The 19,879-nt window shown below is 38.3% G+C and carries 17 protein-coding genes; all 17 read right to left on the reverse strand.

The genetic code is table 11. From position 1 onward, the window contains the following. Nucleotides 1-13: 13 nt before the first annotated feature. Nucleotides 14-1,363: a dihydropyrimidinase gene (hydA, locus tag VEIS1202513_RS05205; RefSeq protein ID WP_213466901.1), complete on the reverse strand. Its 1,350-nt coding sequence runs from the start codon at nucleotides 1,361-1,363 to the stop codon at nucleotides 14-16. Beyond that, the gene (locus tag VEIS1202513_RS05210; protein ID WP_213466902.1) at nucleotides 1,360-3,051 is read right to left on the reverse strand and encodes a selenate reductase; all 1,692 of its coding nucleotides are present in this window, start codon (nucleotides 3,049-3,051) and stop codon (nucleotides 1,360-1,362) included. Before VEIS1202513_RS05210 ends, hydA begins: the two co-directional genes overlap by 4 nt. Before the next feature lie 28 nt (nucleotides 3,052-3,079). Continuing rightward, a complete protein-coding gene (gene ssnA, locus VEIS1202513_RS05215) occupies nucleotides 3,080-4,408 on the reverse strand; it encodes a putative aminohydrolase SsnA (RefSeq protein WP_213466903.1) in 1,329 nt (442 codons plus the stop codon). Nucleotides 4,409-4,460: 52 nt separating this feature from the next. Further along, the gene (arcC, locus tag VEIS1202513_RS05220) at nucleotides 4,461-5,396 is read right to left on the reverse strand and encodes a carbamate kinase (RefSeq protein ID WP_105085932.1); all 936 of its coding nucleotides are present in this window, start codon (nucleotides 5,394-5,396) and stop codon (nucleotides 4,461-4,463) included. A 69-nt stretch (nucleotides 5,397-5,465) separates the two neighbouring features. After that, the gene (gene ygeW, locus VEIS1202513_RS05225; RefSeq protein WP_105089457.1) at nucleotides 5,466-6,659 is read right to left on the reverse strand and encodes a knotted carbamoyltransferase YgeW; all 1,194 of its coding nucleotides are present in this window, start codon (nucleotides 6,657-6,659) and stop codon (nucleotides 5,466-5,468) included. Nucleotides 6,660-6,814: 155 nt separating this feature from the next. Next, on the reverse strand, nucleotides 6,815-8,125 hold the full coding sequence (locus VEIS1202513_RS05230) for a YgeY family selenium metabolism-linked hydrolase (RefSeq protein WP_195185928.1): 1,311 nt from the start codon (nucleotides 8,123-8,125) through the stop codon (nucleotides 6,815-6,817). Nucleotides 8,126-8,137: 12 nt separating this feature from the next. Continuing rightward, complete coding sequence (gene dpaL / locus VEIS1202513_RS05235) at nucleotides 8,138-9,349, reverse strand: diaminopropionate ammonia-lyase (RefSeq protein ID WP_105094096.1); 1,212 nt, start codon at nucleotides 9,347-9,349, stop codon at nucleotides 8,138-8,140. Between the two features lie 9 nt (nucleotides 9,350-9,358). Further along, the gene (locus VEIS1202513_RS05240; RefSeq protein WP_105085934.1) at nucleotides 9,359-9,991 is read right to left on the reverse strand and encodes a helix-turn-helix transcriptional regulator; all 633 of its coding nucleotides are present in this window, start codon (nucleotides 9,989-9,991) and stop codon (nucleotides 9,359-9,361) included. A 570-nt stretch (nucleotides 9,992-10,561) separates the two neighbouring features. Continuing rightward, on the reverse strand, nucleotides 10,562-10,981 hold the full coding sequence (locus tag VEIS1202513_RS05245) for a flavodoxin (protein WP_213466905.1): 420 nt from the start codon (nucleotides 10,979-10,981) through the stop codon (nucleotides 10,562-10,564). A gap of 10 nt (nucleotides 10,982-10,991) precedes the next feature. Continuing rightward, a complete protein-coding gene (locus VEIS1202513_RS05250) occupies nucleotides 10,992-11,579 on the reverse strand; it encodes a DUF3793 family protein (RefSeq protein ID WP_060924014.1) in 588 nt (195 codons plus the stop codon). Between the two features lie 101 nt (nucleotides 11,580-11,680). Next, complete coding sequence (locus tag VEIS1202513_RS05255; RefSeq protein WP_213466906.1) at nucleotides 11,681-12,316, reverse strand: hypothetical protein; 636 nt, start codon at nucleotides 12,314-12,316, stop codon at nucleotides 11,681-11,683. Nucleotides 12,317-12,444: 128 nt separating this feature from the next. Further along, nucleotides 12,445-14,133, reverse strand: coding sequence for a glutamine--tRNA ligase/YqeY domain fusion protein (locus VEIS1202513_RS05260; RefSeq protein ID WP_213466907.1), 1,689 nt, complete (start codon nucleotides 14,131-14,133; stop codon nucleotides 12,445-12,447). Between the two features lie 82 nt (nucleotides 14,134-14,215). Beyond that, nucleotides 14,216-15,265 carry a 2-hydroxyacid dehydrogenase gene (locus tag VEIS1202513_RS05265; RefSeq protein WP_105085939.1) on the reverse strand — a complete coding sequence of 350 codons (1,050 nt, stop codon included), beginning with the start codon at nucleotides 15,263-15,265 and terminating at the stop codon, nucleotides 14,216-14,218. Between the two features lie 171 nt (nucleotides 15,266-15,436). After that, a complete protein-coding gene (mscL, locus tag VEIS1202513_RS05270; RefSeq protein WP_213466908.1) occupies nucleotides 15,437-15,904 on the reverse strand; it encodes a large conductance mechanosensitive channel protein MscL in 468 nt (155 codons plus the stop codon). 256 nt (nucleotides 15,905-16,160) lie between these two features. Beyond that, nucleotides 16,161-17,048: a DMT family transporter gene (locus VEIS1202513_RS05275; protein ID WP_213466909.1), complete on the reverse strand. Its 888-nt coding sequence runs from the start codon at nucleotides 17,046-17,048 to the stop codon at nucleotides 16,161-16,163. 143 nt (nucleotides 17,049-17,191) lie between these two features. Further along, on the reverse strand, nucleotides 17,192-18,691 hold the full coding sequence (thrC, locus tag VEIS1202513_RS05280; RefSeq protein ID WP_213466910.1) for a threonine synthase: 1,500 nt from the start codon (nucleotides 18,689-18,691) through the stop codon (nucleotides 17,192-17,194). Nucleotides 18,692-18,872: 181 nt separating this feature from the next. After that, the gene (locus VEIS1202513_RS05285) at nucleotides 18,873-19,814 is read right to left on the reverse strand and encodes a Dyp-type peroxidase (protein ID WP_156719046.1); all 942 of its coding nucleotides are present in this window, start codon (nucleotides 19,812-19,814) and stop codon (nucleotides 18,873-18,875) included. Between the last annotated feature and the right edge of the window lie 65 nt (nucleotides 19,815-19,879).

Here is a 19,879-nt window from a genome sequence, read left to right on the forward strand (position 1 = left end):
AGCCCTCCTTTCATTAAGGAATACATTCACCAAGATATGATTCTATTAAGGATCCATCTTGTACCACATGGTGACCTCTAAGGATAACATCTCGAACTTTACCTGTTACAGATATGCCCTCATAAGGTATATAGTCTGCCTTTGTATGGGCGGACTCTTTCGAAAGCACATGCTCAATGCGCTTATCAACAATTGTAATATCCCCATCGCTACCAACGGCTAACGTGCCCTTCTTCGGATACATACCGTAAAGCTTTGCAGGATTTTCACTAACTAATTTCATAAAATCTACAACGCTCATATTGCATTGATTTACCAACACATCATAAGCTACGATTCCTCGTTCCTCAGCACCTGGAATACCACCAGGTATACGAGTAAAATCATGCCGACTTTTTAGCTTTTGATCATCAAAAGTAAAACTACAATGATCAGACCCAATCGTTTGGAATATGCCATTTACTAAGGCATCCTTTATTGCCATTTGATCCTGAATTGTTCTCAACGGTGGGCTCATCACATATTTAACACCTTCAAAATCAGGCAAATTATATCGTGATTCATCGAGCACTAAATATTGTGGACATGTTTCACAAGTCACTTTATGCCCTAGGTTCCGTTCTCGAATAACCTCTTCAAGGCCCTCTTTAGAACTTACATGAACAATATGTACAGGATAGTCTAATGCAGCACCAATTGTACTAAAGCGCTTAATCGCTTCCGATTCAATCATGGCAGGTCTTGTGAGTGGATGATTGCTTACATCTAATTCACCACGTTTACGTTTATTAGCTACGAGCGCATCAATAAGATCACCATTTTCACAGTGCGCTCCAACGAGAGCGCCTGTAGGTTTGATTGCCTCTATAGCATCATAAATCTCTCGGTCTGTTAAACGAAAGCCATACGCTAAATACACTTTAAAGGATGATACACCGGCATCTACAACCTTTGGTATCTCACAAGCTACATTTTCATTCATTTCTACTAGTTCCATATGGAATTTATAGTCACAGGAGCAATGCCCTGCGGCACGCTCCTTATGAACTTCTAAGCCTTTACAAAGGGATCCTTCCTCAGGAGAAGCAAAATTAATGATTGATGTTGTTCCACCAAGAATAGCGGCTTTTGTACCACTATCAAAATCATCCGCAGTAGACGCTAAGGCATTTGTCATCTGAAAGTGTGTGTGTGGATCTATGAATCCAGGGAACACATAGCAACCTTTTGCATCAATTACTTTAGCTCCTTCTGGAACAGGAACGTGTTCATCGATGGCGACAATTTTGTCGCCATCAATTAATAAATCTCCGGTAAGGATTCGATCAGTTAAGACCAAGTCCCCTTGTTGTATGATAATCATGATACATAGTACACATGCTCTTTACAGAAGGCATGTACAACTCCTTTCAATTCTTCAGGTAATGCATCAATGTCACATACGGCTTCTTCACCTTTGAAGCGGTAACCACAGCTAGTGCCTGTGATGTAGAAACCATCATTTGTACTATCTGCTAAAGCTTCAGCATTGTGGAAGAATGTAATGCGATCCTTGTATGGTTGACAAGGTTCTACGCAATGACATGCACAGTTACCACACTCATTACAGCTTTGATCTACATGGACAATCAATTTAGCATCATTTACAGTAACGACTTCATTACATCTATTAGGACATACGCGAACGCAAGCACCACATACTACGCGGCAGTGGTAGTCAGAGCTACGTGTACTAGGGAAGGATGGCATTGCTTCACGTTTTTTCTTCATTGCATCGCTCTTCTTGAAGATTTTATTTTCACTAATATCTTTAGCAAGTTTAGCGATTAGATCTTTATGCACTTTCAAAGCAGCGTTGTAATCAGTAGATTCAACTTCATCTGCTAAGCCTTTGAACGTATTGTAACCTTCGCCTTGTAGAAGAATTGTACATACTGTTACAGGCCAGATACCACAATCAAAGATAGCTTTGATATTTTGTTTTACAGCACCACCACTGTAAGACATTGGTAAACGTTCGCCGAATTGAGCACTTAGAAGCTCAGCTACGCCAATTGTTACAGGTAACAAGGATTTACCAGACATGTACATTTGCTCGCCTGGCAATTCATTGTTATGAATTTGTACAGGGAATGTATTTGTCAATTTAACGCCAAAGATCTTGTTATGTTTTTCACCAAGAGCGATAAGACGTTCTAACATTGGAACAGCTTTATCGAATTGAAGATCAACTTCGAATTGATGATCTTCAAAGTCAATATATTCAAAGCCAGCATTATCTAATAACTCTCTAATGCGTTTTGGACCTAATAATGTAGGGTTGCATTTCAAGTATAGATGAAGACCTTTTTCACTGATTAGGTAAGAACAAATGGATTCGATTTCTTCAGCCGGGCAACCATGCATTGTGGACAATGTAATTGCTTGGCAAAGTTCATCGCTAATGGAGTTAATGAAATCAGCATCGATATGTTCAAATTCATCTACATGGTCAAGACACCATTGTTTGCATTCATCCCACATAGGAGATTGAGATGCGCTACGCATTGTGTTGATGAATTTATCAACCATTGGGCTCTTAATACCAGCTAAATTGTAACCAACACTCATGATAAACAAGAAACCATCTGGATCGCCTAAGCCTAATTCTTTAGAGATCAATTTCAATGCAAACCATGCTTTGATGTATTCATCAGCAGCTTCATCACAGCTATATTCAGAAGACCACTCTACGTTGTATGTTTCGTCTACAGAGTAGATACAAGGTCTAGGAATACCTAATTCTTCACCGTACATAATTTGTACAGTTTTCAATTCGATGCAACGAGCACCAGCTACATAAGAAGCCACAATATTTTGTGCCAACTGTGTATTAGGGCCAGCTGCAGGACCTACAGGGTTTTCAATGGATTTACCAAAAATAGATAAGCGTTGATCATGATTCGTACGATGAATTTTATTTACATTGTAAATACGATTGTACATCTTGTACTCAGTCATAATGTGGTTCATCAAATTTCCGAAACTTACCGGATACATAATGTCACTCATAATGTCACACTCCTTTAAAGCGCTTGTGTTATGGGTTTAGTCGTTTCCATAAACCTTTAGATGTTGCTAAAACTTCATTCATTACTTCAGCTTTGTCGATGCCTTGTAACTTACGATCGATCATACGTGGTACACCATCACTAATAGTTGTTACCACATACATACCATTAGCACCGAATAATAAGTGACCATTGATGTTATTTTCATCAAGTGGCGTTGGTGCTGCGTAATCAAGAACGATTACGTCAGCTGCGGCACCTTTTTTAAGGATGCCAACTGTAGTATCGAAGAATTCATTCGCCATTTTACGGTTGTTTTCGAATAGCATATGAGGAACTTCGCCCCAACCTACATATGGTTTATGTTGCTCATGTTTTACAAGGCAATTTGCCACTTTGTAAGATTCGAGCATGTCATTTGTATAACCATCTGTACCAAGACCAACTGTGATACCTGCACCTAATAGTTTTAAGATATCTGTTGTGCCTACTGCATTACCCATGTTACTTTCTGGATTATGTACAACCTTAGCTTGAGATTCTTTCAATAATTCCACATCTTGATCAGTTACATGTACGCAGTGACCTGCAATACTCTTAGGACCTAAAATTCCTGCCTCTACAAGTCGTCTCACCGGTGTCATGCCATATTTTTCTTTACTATCTGCCACATCTTCAGGGCCTTCAGCAACATGAACGTGATAACCTAACTTGTCTTCATTTTGTGCTTTCACATAATCTAATGTTTCAGAACTTAATGTGAAGGATGCATGTAAGCCCATCATAGCAGCGAGTCTAGATGGATCTTTTTTCGCTTCTTTACCAAAACGCACATTTTCTGCAACAGCTGCTTTCATTTGGTCAACACCGTTACGATCAGAGACTTCATAGCATAAACAAGAACGAACACCGAACTGTTTAGCTACATCAGCAATTACAGATAAACTATTAGCAGTTTCACCATAGCTTGCATGATGATCGAAGATAGTAGTAACGCCGTTTTCTATACATCCTAAATATGTAAGTAATGCACTAGCTTTCACATCTGGAGCTGTCAATTTATTATCTAAATAGAACCAGAGTCCTTCTAAAATTTCACCAAAGTTAGTTGGTGCTGGACCAGGCAAGGATAAGCCGCGTGCAAGAGCAGAGTAAATATGGTGATGTGCATTAATAAAACCAGGCATAATCAAGCCGCCATGAGCGTCAATGATTTCTGCGTTTGCATAAGTTTTACATAACTCATCATATGTACCAATATCTATAATCTGAGTTCCGTCAATAACAACAGCACCATCATAAATGATAGGTCTATCAGTATCGCGAGTAATTACAGTACCTTTTCCTAATATAATCATAGGGCACCTCCCCAACGAAACGTTGGATGCATACTTATAAATCCATATATTATTATAATACGATACGCGTACCTGTTTTTCCTGCTATACCATCCTTAGATTTTTCTAATAATGTAATAATGGAAACACGGCCTTTTTTAGATTCTGCAAAGGCAATAGCTGCTTCTACCTTAGGTTTCATAGAGCCTTCTGCAAATTCGCCTGCTGCTGCATATTTTTTCGCATCTGCCACGGTTATTTCATCTAGCCATTTTTCATTTTCTTTACCAAAATTAATGGCAACCTTTTCAACAGCGGTTAATATAACAAGTACATCTGCATCAATTTCTTGTGCTAATAGGCTACTAGTCCAGTCTTTATCAATAACGGCTGCTGCACCATGAAGTTCATTACCTTCTCTAGTTACAGGAATACCGCCACCACCACAAGCAACGATTAATTGTTTCCCTACCAAGCCTTTAATCGCTTCAATTTCGATAATTTCCTGAGGTGCTGGAGATGCTACTACACGGCGATATCCGCGACCAGAATCTTCTTTTACAACGTAATCGTAATTTTTTTCTGCGTATTCAGCTTCTTCTTTAGTCATAAAGTGACCGATTGGTTTTGTTGGATTTTGGAATCCAGGGTCATTTTGGTCAACTAATACTTGCGTAACCATTGTCATGGTTGGCAAATGTTCAATACCACGATTCAACAACTCTTCGTGAAGGGCATTTTGTAAGTCATACCCGATATATGCTTGGCTCATAGCCACACATACGGACAATGGTGTATTTGGTTGGCCTTCTACTTCACGTGTCAATGCAGCCATCGCATTGTTGATCATACCAATTTGAGGACCATTGCCATGAGTTACTACCACATCACAATCAGCTTCTACTAAATCAATAATCGTTTTAGCTGTACTTTTTACTGCAATTTTTTGTTCCGGAAGGGAATTACCTAATGCATTCCCACCTAACGCTACTACAACTCTTTTTTTCATGTTATGCCTCATAACAAACTATTAAGAATAAAAAGGGGCCATCAACACGGATGGCCCCTAAAGTTTACTTTACGGTTGAACTCGATCAGTTCCCTTCCGTTCTAATTCTTTTAAGGTTTCTACAGGATTCTTAAATTTGCTTAAGAAGATCATAGCTGCAATAACATATGGTTTGTAGCTTGCTTCTTTATAAAGAGGTACGCGATAGCGATCGAATACTGTTGCGTCTACTTCGCCTTCTTCACAACTTACACCTGTAATATCTGCTGGTAAGCAATGTAAGTAAAGAGCTTTACCGTCTTTAGTGAGACTCATCATCTCTTCAGTACATGCCCAATCTTTATGTTTACCATTTTCTTCAAGAAGAACTTTTTCTAATGCTTTAATGCCTTCATGGTCGTTTTCGCCATACAATTTCGTACGTTTTTCCATCGCACCAAATGGAGCCCAGCTCTTAGGATATACGATATCTGCATCTTTGAAAGCATCCTTCATGTCGTTAGTTCTACGGAAGGAACCGCCGCTTTCTTCAGCTTGTTTCTTAGCGATTTCTTCAACTTCTGGCATTACTTCATAGCCTTCAGGATGTGCTAATACAACTTCCATACCTAAACGAGTGAATAAACCAATAGCACCTTGAGGTACGGATAAAGGTTTACCATAAGATGGAGAGTAAGCCCAAGTCATAGCAAGTTTTTTGCCTTTAAGATTTTCTACACCACCGAATTCTTTGATGATATGAGCCGCATCAGCCATGATTTGTGTTGGATGGTCGATATCACATTGTAAGTTTACAAGTGTAGGACGTTGTTCTAATACGCCATCTTCATGACCTTCTTTAACTGCATCAGATACTTGATGCATGTAAGCATTACCTTTACCGATGTACATATCATCACGGATACCGATAACGTCAGCCATGAAGGAGATCATATTCGCTGTTTCACGAACTGTTTCACCGTGAGCAATCTGGGATTTACCTTCATCTAAATCTTGAACTTCAAGACCTAACAAGTTACAAGCGGAGGCGAAGGAGAAACGAGTTCTTGTAGAATTATCGCGGAATAAAGAAATACCAAGGCCACTGTCGAATACTTTAGTGGAGATATTGCGTTCTCTAAGAGCTCGTAATGCATCTGCTACTGCCCAAACACCTTTTAATTCATCTTCAGATTTTTCCCATGTAAGGAAGAAATCTTCGCCGTACATTTTGCTAACGTCTAAGTCTTTTAAAGTTTCAATACTTTTATTGAAGTCTGTCATCTGTAAGTCCTCTCTTTCAATTCCCTAAAGGGCTACTTAGGATCTAACTTTATACGATACCTCATCCAATGGTGAGGTACCGTATTAAATTTGTAGTTATGAACGATGTTCTAGTGATTTCCGTTTTAAAGAGATCTAATCCAATTTATGTGATATTAGTCTTTACAGTATACGGATGGCAATAATGCATATACAGCCGCACATGTTACAAGGTCTTGTTTCCATGTAATTTCGTTAGGAGCATGTGCTTGTGCTTCTGCGCCAGGACCGAAGCCGATGCAAGGGATTCCGTTACGGCCCATGATGGAAACACCATTTGTGGAGAATGTCCATTTATCAGTCAATGGGCGAGCTTTACGCATTTCAACTGTATCTTCAGCGCCGATACGTTCATTACCATACAAGCTAGTGTATGCTTCTTCCAAAGCTTCTGTTACTTTGTGATCTTTAGGAATTACCCAAGTTGGGAAGTAACATTCGATTGGATATGTTAAACCAGTCCAGGATGGACGAGCATATTCATACATGGATACTTTCGCACCATATTCTTTAACATGTGGTAAAGCTTCGATTTCTGCCAAGCAGGATTGCCATGTTTCGCCAGCTGTCATACGACGGTCCAAGGAAACGGCGCAAGAGTCAGCTACTGCACAACGGCTTGGAGAAGTGTAGAAGATTTGGGAAGTAGTTACAGTACCGCGACCTAAGAAGCGAGCTTCTTCGTAGTGGTCAGGGTTGAATTTAGGGTCAAGCATTTTTACAAGACCTTTAATTTTTGTGCTTTCATCAGCAGAGTTAGCATTCAAGTCACGGATATCTTGAAGAATGTCTGCCATTTTGTAAATTGCGTTGTCACCGCGTTCAGGAGCGGAGCCATGGCAAGATACGCCTTGTACGTCTACGCGGATTTCCATACGACCACGTTGACCACGGTAGATACCACCATCAGTAGGTTCAGTGGATACTACGAATTCAGGACGAATATTGCGTTCTTTAATCATGTATTCCCAGCAAAGACCATCGCAGTCTTCTTCTTGAACTGTACCTACAACAAGTACGCGATATTTATCACTTAAAAGACCTAAGTCTTTCATGATTTTAGCGCCGTATACAGCGGATACGATACCACCTAATTGGTCGGATACACCACGACCACCGATTTTAGTTTCATCTTCGAAACCTTCATAAGGATCGAAATTCCAGTTATCGCGGTTGCCAATACCTACTGTATCGATATGAGCGTCGAAGGCAATAAGTGTTTTACCAGTACCCATGTAACCAAGAATGTTACCCATTGGATCTACTTCAACTTCGTCGAAGCCAAGATCTTTCATTTCTTTTTCAATACGTTGAACGTGTTCTTTTTCTTCTGCACTTTCACCAGGGAATGCTACGATTTCACGTAAGAACTTGGTCATCGCTGGTCCATAAGTTGCTGCTGCTTGTTTAATTGCTTGTAAATCCATAATTAATGCCTCCTAACGATCTTCACCATACCACATAATGTTTTTATATCTTTCAGGGTCTGTATCACCTTCAGTGGAGAAGCAGAGCACCTTTGAAGACGCATCTAATTCTAATTCCTTGCGTAAGTCTTCATATTCTGGCATTGTCATAATTGCCGTTACAAGACCTAGTGGAACTGCACCAGATTCACCTGTAGTGATTGGTGTATCACCTTTAATCGGTGCACCACCAACGCGCATACCAAGTCTTGCTACCCAATCAGGAGCAGATACGAATACATCCGCATGGTTTCTCAAAATATCCCAAGAAACTGTATTTGGTTCACCACATGCAAGTCCAGCCATGATTGTTTCTAAATCACCCTCAACGATACGAGGATTACCATCATCAGCTACAGCCCCTTTATATAAGCAAGCTGCTGCTTCAGCTTCTACAACCACTAATTTAGGTTTCTTAGCTGCATTGCTGTATAAATTAGTGAAATAACCTACTACAGCACCTGCTAGGGAACCTACACCAGCTTGTACAAATACATGAGTTGGTACCTTACAGTTTTCAGATTCTAACTGATTTGCCGTTTCCATAGCCATTGTGCCATAGCCTTGCATGATCCAGTTTGGAATTTCTTCATAACCTTCCCATGCTGTATCTTGAACTACAACACCATTTGGAACTTCTTTAGATTTTTTAGTTGCTAGCCGTACACATTCATCGTAGTTGAATTCTTCGATCGTTACGGTAGCACCTTCATTTTCAATTTGTTTTCTACGATATTCTGTAGAGCCTTTAGGCATGAACACTACTGCTTTTTGACCTAATTTATTAGCAGCCCAGGCTACGCCACGTCCGTGGTTACCATCAGTAGCTGTAAAGAATGTAGCTTGTCCGAATTCTTCTTTTAATTGTGGAGAAGTTAATACATCATATGGTACATCTTCAACATTTTTACCAGTTTGTTGAGCTACATATTTTGCCATTGCATAAGAGCCGCCTAATACCTTAAACGCATTTAAGCCAAAGCGGTAAGATTCATCTTTTACAAAGAGAGAATTAACACCGATATAATCTGCTAATTTTTCTAGCGATACTAGTGGAGTTACACTATACTGTGGAAAACTTTCATGAAACGCTTTTGCTTTCTTAATTTCTCTAACATCCATAACGGACAAAAACTTGTCACTAGATGGTGCCATCGTATTACGTTTCCACTGAATTCGGTCCATATTTGCCTCCTAGGATTCTTCCTTTACAGTATTTAAATCACTATAAAGAGTAAACTTAGAAATATTGAAATACTCCGCAATCTTTTCTGAAGATTTAGAGATAAGAAAAGCCCCTTTTTCATTTAAGTAGCTAATAGCTTTTAGTCGCTCTACTTTATTCATGAGTGGTCCAGGTTTGCCAACTAATCGTTCTGCTTCTAGTAGTAAATCATCTAATAGTTCCGATACACTTGTAGTAATTTTTTCAACAGTGCCATTCTCTGCTTGGCCTATCCCTATAAGACTTTCAAGTGATCGATGCATCATAACAAACTCTGTGATATCCTGATTAATTCCTAATAGGTAATCAATATTGCCATTATCATCACGGATATACATGGTAGAAGATTTTAATATTCGTCCATCCTTAGTTTTTGTTAGATACCCAAATCTACCTTCACTACCATCATCATAGTTGAGTACATCTAAAACCACATGTGATGGACCATCACCAACATGACGATTTGTTATCGTACCATTTTCTATATATACAAGTGATGTATCGAGATCTCCTTGTAAGTCATGTATTAGTACTTCACAAGATGGTCCGAATTGTATGGCCAATCCATGGGCTATTACTTTTAGCCGTTCCAATGTACTCATTGAGATAACCTCCCTCTCATCGGTATCGGTTAACTTTATGGTCTAAATAACTTCAGTCCGCTTACATAGTTAGCATTATGAGAATAATTCTAACTATTTTTGTATCAACCTAATTTTTTGTTAGGTTCCTTACTTAAATTATAGGTCTATGTATACAAAAATGCAACGCTATTATGCATTAAAGTTATTTATAAACATACAGATACATACATCCATTGTTACAAACATATACACTCCCTGTGATTTCCATCACACGAACTGTCTGTTATAAAAATTTTTAATGACCTTTGTACTATCACATCTATATAATTAAATCTATTCAAATTCTATAAAAATCAATGTATATCTATATTTTTATATGTATTAATTCTATCTGCTATGTCATTATGCATATATATATTTTATAAATATTCCTACTATTTATAACTATCAAAGAGTTACGTCTATATACATAGTAAGTGTAAATAATCTCCTTATTGCATACAAAAAAGGCTGTAATAACGACATATCGTTATTACAGCCTTTATATACTGTTATCTGTTAGGATTTATGTTAATGGTTAAGAGTAAATTATGCGTTTGCTAATGTTTTACCCAATTCTTGGCATTGTGCTTTACCATCATCATCAGGTTCACCCAAGATTGCCACACCATCAGCTACTAATTCGCCACCAGCGTCTTTAATGCGAGTGCCCCAGTCTTCTAACCAAGTGCCACCCCAACCATAGGAGCCAAAGATTGCTACTTTTTTACCACCTAATTTAGCTTCTAATTCTGTGTAGAATGGTTCAAATTCGCCTTCTTCTAATTGTTCTGCACCCATATCAGCACAGCCAAGAGCTAGTTTTTCGTAAGCTGCTGCGTCATCTACGGATACTTCAGAAACAGATTTCACTTCAACTTCTTGACCTGCAGCTTTGATACCTTCAGCTACTGCTTGAGCCATTTGTTCTGTATTGCCTGTACCGGACCAATAAATTACACCAATCATCTTGTACCTCCTAGGCCGTTCTTGCGACCAATGAACTAAATGTTTTTCCCAACATCAATTGAGTTTGACAAAATTCACGACATGCTTTGTAACATAAGAAAGAGCGCTTTGCATCTACCACATCATGGTAAACTTTCCACTCTCCACACATACGATATCCACTGCCACGACGAGAAATAAAATATTTCACATCTTTTAATGGATAACCTAGAAATACGCCGATTTCATGTGGAAAATCAACACTTGCTTCCATACGATATCTTAGGTGCTCAAGCATCTCCATAATGCTCATGCGATCATGATAACCGTAGGCTTTCAAAAATGTCATAACTGCAGGTTGCCGTACATAGTCTCGTAATTGTTTCTCACGGAATACCAATAATAGTCTACGCGCTTTACAGCGACATAATTCAAAGAAGAACAATCCTTTTTCATTGAACTCTTTATTATATTCTGTCAATACAAATTGGATTTGTTCATTCATGTCCCGTGGAATAGAAACCAAGTTCGAAAGCTTGATACCTCGAATTGCCGGTGCACAATGATATCCAATGATATGGTCAATTGAATTCATCATAATAGTACCTGCCTGTTGCACATCGTTAGAACTTTCTCTAATGAGAATAATTCCTATATGCCAATAGTACTCTTGATGAGAAAAATTGTCAAGAATAATTGATATATATTTTCAATAATTATTTATTTTTTTACGGTTAGTAAAGTCTTAACTTTAGGGAATATCGCAGCATCATCAGCTTCATCTATAGCGATAAAGCGTGCATTCGGACCAGTATACTTATCATCAAAAAGGCTAATATGTAAAACTTCATTATAAGAATTATTATTAGCTACGCTTTTATATTTTAATGTTCCTTCGTATACATTACCTTGTTTAGCTAATGGCGTTACAACTGTGAAAGTACCAAGGATTGGACTATCTCCCTTATTAATAGCAGAGGCAAGTGCACCTAGCGAAGATGGATCTGCATTGACATGCTTAGTTTCACTCATGCGACCAGATAATTGCTTTCCTAATACTACATCACCATATACAGCATAGTTCATTTCATTTTCGTTTTTAATATTCAATGTATATACATTAGCAGAGGTAGCACCCGCTTCTATAAGCACAGATTTAATATCTTTTTTTGCATCGCCTGCAAAAAGTGCTTTAGGATTATTTTGATACATTGTAACACCTTCAGATAATTTAACACCTTGATATGTTACAGTTTGACTTTTATTCAAAACGGACTTAATGTTTGCTGCAGAACCTATTGCTGGAACAGATACTAATACAGCAGCTGCAGTAGCAAGTAATACTAATTTTTTCATATGTCTCCTCTAGTGAAATGTTAATGTCACAAACACTCAACATTTATAGTAACAACACAGTAGTAAAGAACCGCCCTTAGTGGAGCGGTTCTTTATCATTATCTTAGCAACGTATATGACTGACTAAATTATTTCTTTTGTGCCTTAGCCCAGCTATCGCGTAAACCAACAATACGGTTCATTACGATATGATTTGGTGTGCTATCTTTATCAGTTACAAAGTAACCTTGGCGCAAGAATTGGAAATGGTCTCCTGGTACAGTATTAGCAAGACATGCTTCACCTTTACTATGGAATACTTGTAAGGAGTCATGGTTGAAATCGCCCAAGAAGTCTTTACCATCGGAATCTTCTTTAAGTAAATAATCATATAAGCGAGATTCAATATCTACTGCAGTAGATGCTTCAACCCAGTGCAATGTCCCTTTTACCTTACGAGTGCAACCGCTACCGCTCTTAGTTTCTGGATCATATGTACAGTGTATTTCTGTAATATTGCCATTTTCATCTTTAATAACATCAGTACATGTAATGAAGTATGCACCTTTTAAGCGTACTTCTTTACCTGGTGCCAAGCGGAAGAATTTCTTAACTGGCTCTTCCATAAAGTCATTTCGTTCAATGTAGATTTCACGACCGAATACAACTTCACGGTTACCCAACTCTTCATTTTCTGGATTATTTTCAACTGTGCAAAGTTCACTTTGACCTTCTGGATAGTTCGTAATAACAACTTTCACAGGATCAATAACTACCATAGGACGTGTAGCTTTGAGTTTCAAATCTTCACGGATACAGAACTCAAGCAAAGCAATATCAACAACGCTATCAGCTTTAGCGACGCCAATGCGATCGCAGAAATCACGAATTGCTTCTGGCGTGTAACCACGACGACGCAAGCCAGAAATAGTAGGCATACGAGGATCATCCCAGCCAGCTACGAGACCAGCTTCCACAAGTGCACGCAATTTACGTTTGGACATAACCATTTTAGTTACATTTAAACGAGCAAACTCAATTTGTTGCGGAATTTCAGTATCATCCCAATCCTCAAGTACCCAATCATACAATGGACGATGAACTTCAAACTCTAAAGTACAGATAGAGTGTGTAATACGTTCGATAGCATCTTCAATAGGATGAGCAAAGTCATACATAGGGTAAATCTTCCACTCATTGCCTGTGTTATGATGTTCTGTATTTACAATACGATAAATAACAGGGTCACGCATAACGATATTAGGATGAGCCATGTCGATTTTTGCACGCAATACCTTTTCACCATCAGCGTATTTACCATCCTTCATTTCTTCAAAGAGTTTCAAGTTTTCTTCTACGCTACGGTCACGGTATGGACTATTGGTACCAGGTGTAGAGAAATCGCCACGTGTTTGTTTAATTTCATCTGCTGTTTGATCATCTACATAAGCCTTGCCAAGAGTGATTAATTTCTTAGCATATTCGTACATTTGACCGAAATAATCAGATGCATAGCGAGGCTCTCCAGCCCAATCAAAGCCGAGCCATTTTACATCTTCCATAATGGAGTTTACGTATTCAACGTCTTCTTTTGCTGGGTTTGTATCATCAAAACGAAGGTTTGTTAAGCCATTATATTGCTTGCCAATACCAAAGTTAAGGCAGATAGATTTAGCATGCCCAATGTGTAAGTAACCATTTGGTTCTGGCGGGAAACGAGTTAATACGCGTCCGCCGTATTTACCAGTTTCATTATCTTTGTTAATGATAGCTTCGATAAAGTTAACGGATACAACTTCTTCAGGAGCTACAGTTTTTTCAATATCTTTATGTTCCAACGTTCTAACCTCCATAGGATAAATATTCTTTTATTTTACCATATTTTGCATAATATCGCATATCTTTTGAGGTCTTGTGATATTAGTCGAAATCAGCTAAATCAACTCCTGCCTTTTTAAGCTCTTCTAAAGCAGATTCAACATCCATTTCTGTTTTTTTATAGTTAACCTCTTCATTAACACAAGTTTTTAATGGTTTCTTATGAACACCAGCAATAATATTATCGGCTGTCAAAATAGACATATCATAACGCGTGCGGTCAGTATAGGAACCAATATGTGGTACGATAAGACAGTTTTCAACACTTAATAGTGGGTGATCTGCTGGTAATGGTTCTGGATCAGTTACATCGAGTGCCGCATAATCAATTTCACCTGTTTGTAAGGCATTAATGAGAGCATCTGTATCAACGATAGGTCCACGGCCTACATTTACAAATAAAGCGGTATTTTTCATCTTCTTGAAGAATGCTTCATCACACATGTGATAGGTTTCATCTGTTAATGGAGCCATTACACAAACTACATCACTAGTAGCCAAAAGATCATCTAACTCCATATAAGTTGTTTTATAAATTTTATCATCTATACGCTGGTTGCGATTATGGTATACCACAGTCATACCGAATGCACGGGCACGACGAGAAATAGATACACCAATAGCCCCCATCCCAATAATACCAAGGGTACGGCGACTCAAATCAAAACCTTTAATATTAGATGGTCTTTGAGCCCAACGTCCTTCTTTTACGAAATTAGCATTTTCCAGAATACGACGACTAGCAGTGGCAATCAATGTAAAAGCAAGCTCTGCTACGGTTTCATTAAGAACACCTGGCGTATTGCCATAAGGAATACCTGCTGCCGTTAATTCATCAATTTTTACATTATCATAACCCACAGCTGCTTGAGCAATAACCTTTAAATTAGGTGCATTTTTTACAAGATCACCGTCTACATCTAAAGGGCGAACACACCACAAACCATCCGCATCAACGAGCCATTCCTTTAAGGTCTCACGAGGCATTACAGTCTTTTCAGTCCATTGGCGCACATCTACGTGCTCTTTTAAATAAGCAATTGCATCTTTACGGACTAAACCGTTTACAACAACTAGAGGTTTTTTTTCCATATGTATAAGTCCTCCAAAAGCGTCTTATAATACACGCACAAGAATTTCGCGTTAAAGTTAATATTATATATTTCTACTATATACTTATATTTTATACTAGAAAGCTGGCGTAATACAACAAAAAGGAGTAAGGCCTAGGCCTTACTCCCTTTATGTAGCTTTAAATTTGAATTATTTCAAATCTGCTGTACAATTAGGACATTTAACTGCATCAATGTGAATTTCTGTTTTACAGAATGGACATTCTTTAGTTGTAGGTGCTTCAGCAGCTTCTTCTTCTTTCGCGTTTTTCATCATTTTAGCTAATGCGCGAACCATCAAGAATACAACGAACGCCAAGATTAAGAATTGAATCAAATCAGTAATAAATGTACCGTATGGCAATACAGAACCAACTGCACGAGCTGTATTAATATCAGCACCAGACATAAATGCATCTTTAGATGCAGCATTTAATGGCAAGTACAAGTTACTGAAATCAATACCGCCTGTGAACAAGCTGATAATAGGCATGAACAAGTTGCTTACAACGGAGTTAACCAACGCTGTGAAAGCAGCACCAATAATCATACCAATAGCGAGGTCCATCATGTTACCTTTGAATGCAAAAGCTTTAAAATCGTTCAAAAATTCTTTCATTTCTCACTACTCCTAGATACACTTAATTGAGAATGCGTTAATAACTGTACTAATCATAAAGGAAAGATGAAGAGATGTCAATATTTTTCGATGTAGTTTTTCGAATTTATTTAATATAGTTTTTCATAGGTCAATCTAAAATTGTAATAAATCAGTATTTATGCGTACTTTTCGCACCATGTTAAAAGGTGCCAATCACGAATGTGATTAGCACCTCTACTGTCATACAACGTCTATTATTGTATAGATTCGACAATTATTTAATTTTATCCTCTATAACCTTTCCTTCTTGTAAAGGTCCACTTTGTTCTTTAAGGCGAGCCAACATAACAGAAGATACGAACATCGCCACACCAGCGCCTATAGTTTCAATAGATAAGCTTTCACCAAAGAACAAGAAGCCGTAGAAGGAACTGATGAATACACCAACATATTGTAAGAATTGTGCCACTACAGCGTTAGTTGTAACAAAGGCACCAGTCAAGAAGAACTGAGCCACTACACTTATACCACCAATCGCCAAGATGATAAGCCAATCTGTGCCTTGAGGCATAACGAGTTTGTCAGTTGTAACAAGCCCTGCAATCATACCTGTAATCATAAAATACGCCATAATTTCGAAATTACTATGTTTACCTCGCTTAGATATAAGGCGAATCGTTGTATACGCAGCCGCAGATAAAGCAGCCCCTAAAATAGCTACTAAGGCAAACCAAGTAAAGCCAGTAAAGCTAAATGGATTTACCATAACCATTACAGCTACAAAGATCAAAAGAAGCCATTTCCCAGCCCCTTTAGGTACCCGTTCTTTAAGAAATAAGGCGCTAAATATCAATACAAATATACCTGATGTTTGAAATAAAATCGTTGCATCAGATAACTTTAAATGCACTAAGGCAATAAAGTTACAAACCATGCCAAAGCCGCCGTATAAACCGCGCATTAGTAGATGTCCTCTATCTTCTTTAGAGAATCGGATGCCTTGGGCATACATAACGATAAGAACCGCTACCGTACCAAATAAGCCGCGGAAAAAGGCAATTTCCCCAGAAGGAATATTAGAGCCTAGCATCTTTACGAATAAATTCATCGTACTCAACAAAAGAGCCGATAGCAATGCGTACATAAGGCCTTTTTTAGCCATACTACCTCCCTATACACTTCTACTATAATGTTACTACATAGTTACTGTCCTGTATTATCTATATAAGCACTCCGATATACAGGAGATACAGAGTTCACAAAGCCAAAATATATGCCGCCCTTCTAACGAAAGGCGGCATCGTATTATTTAGAGAACGTATCTACAAAATCAAGAATTTCTTGTTTCATATCCTCTTTATCGATTGCTTTTGTGAAACGCAACGGTTTAGATTTCAAAGCTTCCAATTGTTTAGGGAATGCTACACCCGTTACAGCAGAAATATTATCTAAGCTTTCATACGGTGTGTCACCCACTTTGATATCTAAAGCCTCACAAATAGCTGTAGGGAATTTAAATGGATGTGCAGTAGACGCAATAATTGTATGGCGCGCACCATCTTCAGGATGTTTTTCTAATTCCTTCATGTATGCACCCATAGCTACCGCCGTATGAGGGTCCATTACATAACCATAGGAGTTGTACACTTGTTCAATGATAGCTTTTGTTTCTTCGTCATCAACATAAGCACCTGCGAAATTAGCTTTAACACGACTGAACTCTTCTTCATTGACAGTCAATTTACCTGTTGCTTTAAGATCTTTCATCCAAGCAGCGGTACGTTCACTATCTTCACCAGAGATATAGTACAAGAAACGTTCAAAATTGGAGGATTCAAGAATATCCATAGATGGAGAAATCGTTGTATAGAATGGACGATTCATATCGTATGTGCCAGTTTCAAAGAACTCAGTGAGCACATTGTTTTGGTTGGATGCACAAATCAATTTACCAATAGGAATACCCATTTTTTTAGCATAGTAAGCAGCCAAGATATTACCAAAGTTACCTGTTGGCACTACTACGTTGAAAGCTTCGTCTTCGTGAATAGCACCTTGTGCTACGAGCTCAGCATAGGCATTTACATAGTACACTACTTGCGGTGCCAAGCGGCCGATGTTAATGGAGTTCGCACTGGAGAACATAACACCTTTTTCCGCAACCTCTTCTGCTGTAGCCTTATCAACGAATAAGCGTTTCAAGAATTGTTGAGCATCATCAAAGTTACCATGAATCGCAGTGACATTAACATTCTCCCCTTCTTGCTTTTGCATTTGTTCTGCTTGCATAGGGCTTACACCATCTGTTGGGTAGAATACTTGGATATGTGTACCAGGTACATCTTTAAAGCCTTCCAGTGCGGCTTTACCAGTATCACCAGATGTAGCCGTTAAGATAAGAACCTCTTTTTTCTCACCTTCTGCTTCTTTTGCTGCCACCAATAGATATGGGAATAAGGACAATGCCATATCTTTGAAAGCTTGTGTACGGCCGTGGAATAATTCCAATACAGAAACCTTTTCTAATAAGGAATGTAATGGTGCAATATCACGAGTACTGAAATTAGCATCAGAGTATGCAGAATTGATCATTTCATTTAAATGAGCTTCAGAGAAGCATGGGAACAACTTAGATAATACAATAGCTGCTACCTCTTGATAGTTTTTATCTTTCACATCATTGTAAGTTAAGCAGTTTGTAGGGAATAAAGATGGTACATATAGACCACCATCCTCTGCTAAGCCGTGCAACAATGCATATGTTTCATTTACCGCAACGGTACCGCGGGTGCTAGTATAATTCATGGAATACCTCATTCATAACTACAATGGATTTTACGAGTTTAATAGATTTATTATAGCATAAAAGCGCCCCTAAAAGGAGCGCTTCTATAGAATTTATATGGTATTTTCACTCAAATTATATGCTGCTAACAAAACTGAGCATCACAAACCATATAAATCATGCATAAACTAGCTATGCAGATTATAATTCGCCTTCTGCAATAGCATCCAATGTATCAAGGGATGGAATAAAGAAGAGCATGCCTGTAATAGGTTTGGAATAATCAAGCAATTTATCATTTTGCGTAAACATATTAGTAAGCATTGTTTTAGTTACATCCCAGTAACGAGCATAGCCAATAAAGTATGTACCACGTACACCTTGACCCGGTTGAGCAAAGGCTACATTCATGCGCACGATTTTATGTTCTTTATCATCGCGATTATCTTGAGCCACTACATTATGAGCTGCTGGATCTTTTTCATCATCTTCTAACTCAATATCGCTGAATTTACGACGGCCAATAAACTTTTCTTGCATTTCTGTAGGAAGCGCACGCCACGCATCAAGATCGTGTTCATATTTTTGAGCAAATGCATAAGAACCATTAGTGAATTCAGGATCTTCATCACCAATAACGCCCCACTCTACAGCTTCTTGACCAACAGGGTTTTCAGTACCATCTACGAAATCAATGATGGCGCGACCTTGTTCATAATGGAAGCCATGAGTTTCATCTACTACAGATGTAATAGGACGTAAGAACTCCATAATTTGATCCACTACAGTATATGTTACGGACTCATCATTGGAACGTACATGTAAGAATAAATCAGCTGCTACAGCTGGTACGTCTTGTTTATCACCTTTAATACCTTGGAAGTCTTCTAACTCTTTTGGTACAGGTGCATTAGGGAATAAATAATCCCATGCTTTACGGCTGAAACCAAAAGCAATGCCCAAACCTTCACCATTTGCACGAATACTTACAGAACGTTTTATGGCTTGAATGCGGTCCGCCATATCTTGAATCACTTCTAGCTCTGCATCACGATCTTTACGATTTAATAATAATGTTGTAAAATTTACACTTTGTCCAGCATCTTTATACACATCTTGTGTTCTAGAAACATCTACTGCCATAAGAACCTCCTAATGATAAAAACTATTATTATTAATAATAAGCTTTTAATCATTTATTGTCTACA

The organism is Veillonella orientalis (assembly GCF_018406505.1).
Classification (GTDB): Bacteria; Bacillota; Negativicutes; order Veillonellales; family Veillonellaceae; genus Veillonella; species Veillonella nakazawae.

Coding starts and splice junctions, on each gene's coding strand:
- hydA (WP_213466901.1), bottom strand. CDS start 1,363: ATGATTATCATACAACAAGGGGACTTGGTCTTAACTGATCGAATCCTT.
- VEIS1202513_RS05210 (WP_213466902.1), bottom strand. CDS start 3,051: ATGAGTGACATTATGTATCCGGTAAGTTTCGGAAATTTGATGAACCAC.
- ssnA (WP_213466903.1), bottom strand. CDS start 4,408: ATGATTATATTAGGAAAAGGTACTGTAATTACTCGCGATACTGATAGA.
- arcC (WP_105085932.1), bottom strand. CDS start 5,396: ATGAAAAAAAGAGTTGTAGTAGCGTTAGGTGGGAATGCATTAGGTAAT.
- ygeW (WP_105089457.1), bottom strand. CDS start 6,659: ATGACAGACTTCAATAAAAGTATTGAAACTTTAAAAGACTTAGACGTT.
- VEIS1202513_RS05230 (WP_195185928.1), bottom strand. CDS start 8,125: ATGGATTTACAAGCAATTAAACAAGCAGCAGCAACTTATGGACCAGCG.
- dpaL (WP_105094096.1), bottom strand. CDS start 9,349: ATGGACCGAATTCAGTGGAAACGTAATACGATGGCACCATCTAGTGAC.
- VEIS1202513_RS05240 (WP_105085934.1), bottom strand. CDS start 9,991: ATGAGTACATTGGAACGGCTAAAAGTAATAGCCCATGGATTGGCCATA.
- VEIS1202513_RS05245 (WP_213466905.1), bottom strand. CDS start 10,981: ATGATTGGTGTAATTTATTGGTCCGGTACAGGCAATACAGAACAAATG.
- VEIS1202513_RS05255 (WP_213466906.1), bottom strand. CDS start 12,316: ATGAAAAAATTAGTATTACTTGCTACTGCAGCTGCTGTATTAGTATCT.
- VEIS1202513_RS05265 (WP_105085939.1), bottom strand. CDS start 15,265: ATGGAAAAAAAACCTCTAGTTGTTGTAAACGGTTTAGTCCGTAAAGAT.
- mscL (WP_213466908.1), bottom strand. CDS start 15,904: ATGAAAGAATTTTTGAACGATTTTAAAGCTTTTGCATTCAAAGGTAAC.
- VEIS1202513_RS05275 (WP_213466909.1), bottom strand. CDS start 17,048: ATGGCTAAAAAAGGCCTTATGTACGCATTGCTATCGGCTCTTTTGTTG.
- thrC (WP_213466910.1), bottom strand. CDS start 18,691: ATGAATTATACTAGCACCCGCGGTACCGTTGCGGTAAATGAAACATAT.
- VEIS1202513_RS05285 (WP_156719046.1), bottom strand. CDS start 19,814: ATGGCAGTAGATGTTTCTAGAACACAAGATGTGTATAAAGATGCTGGA.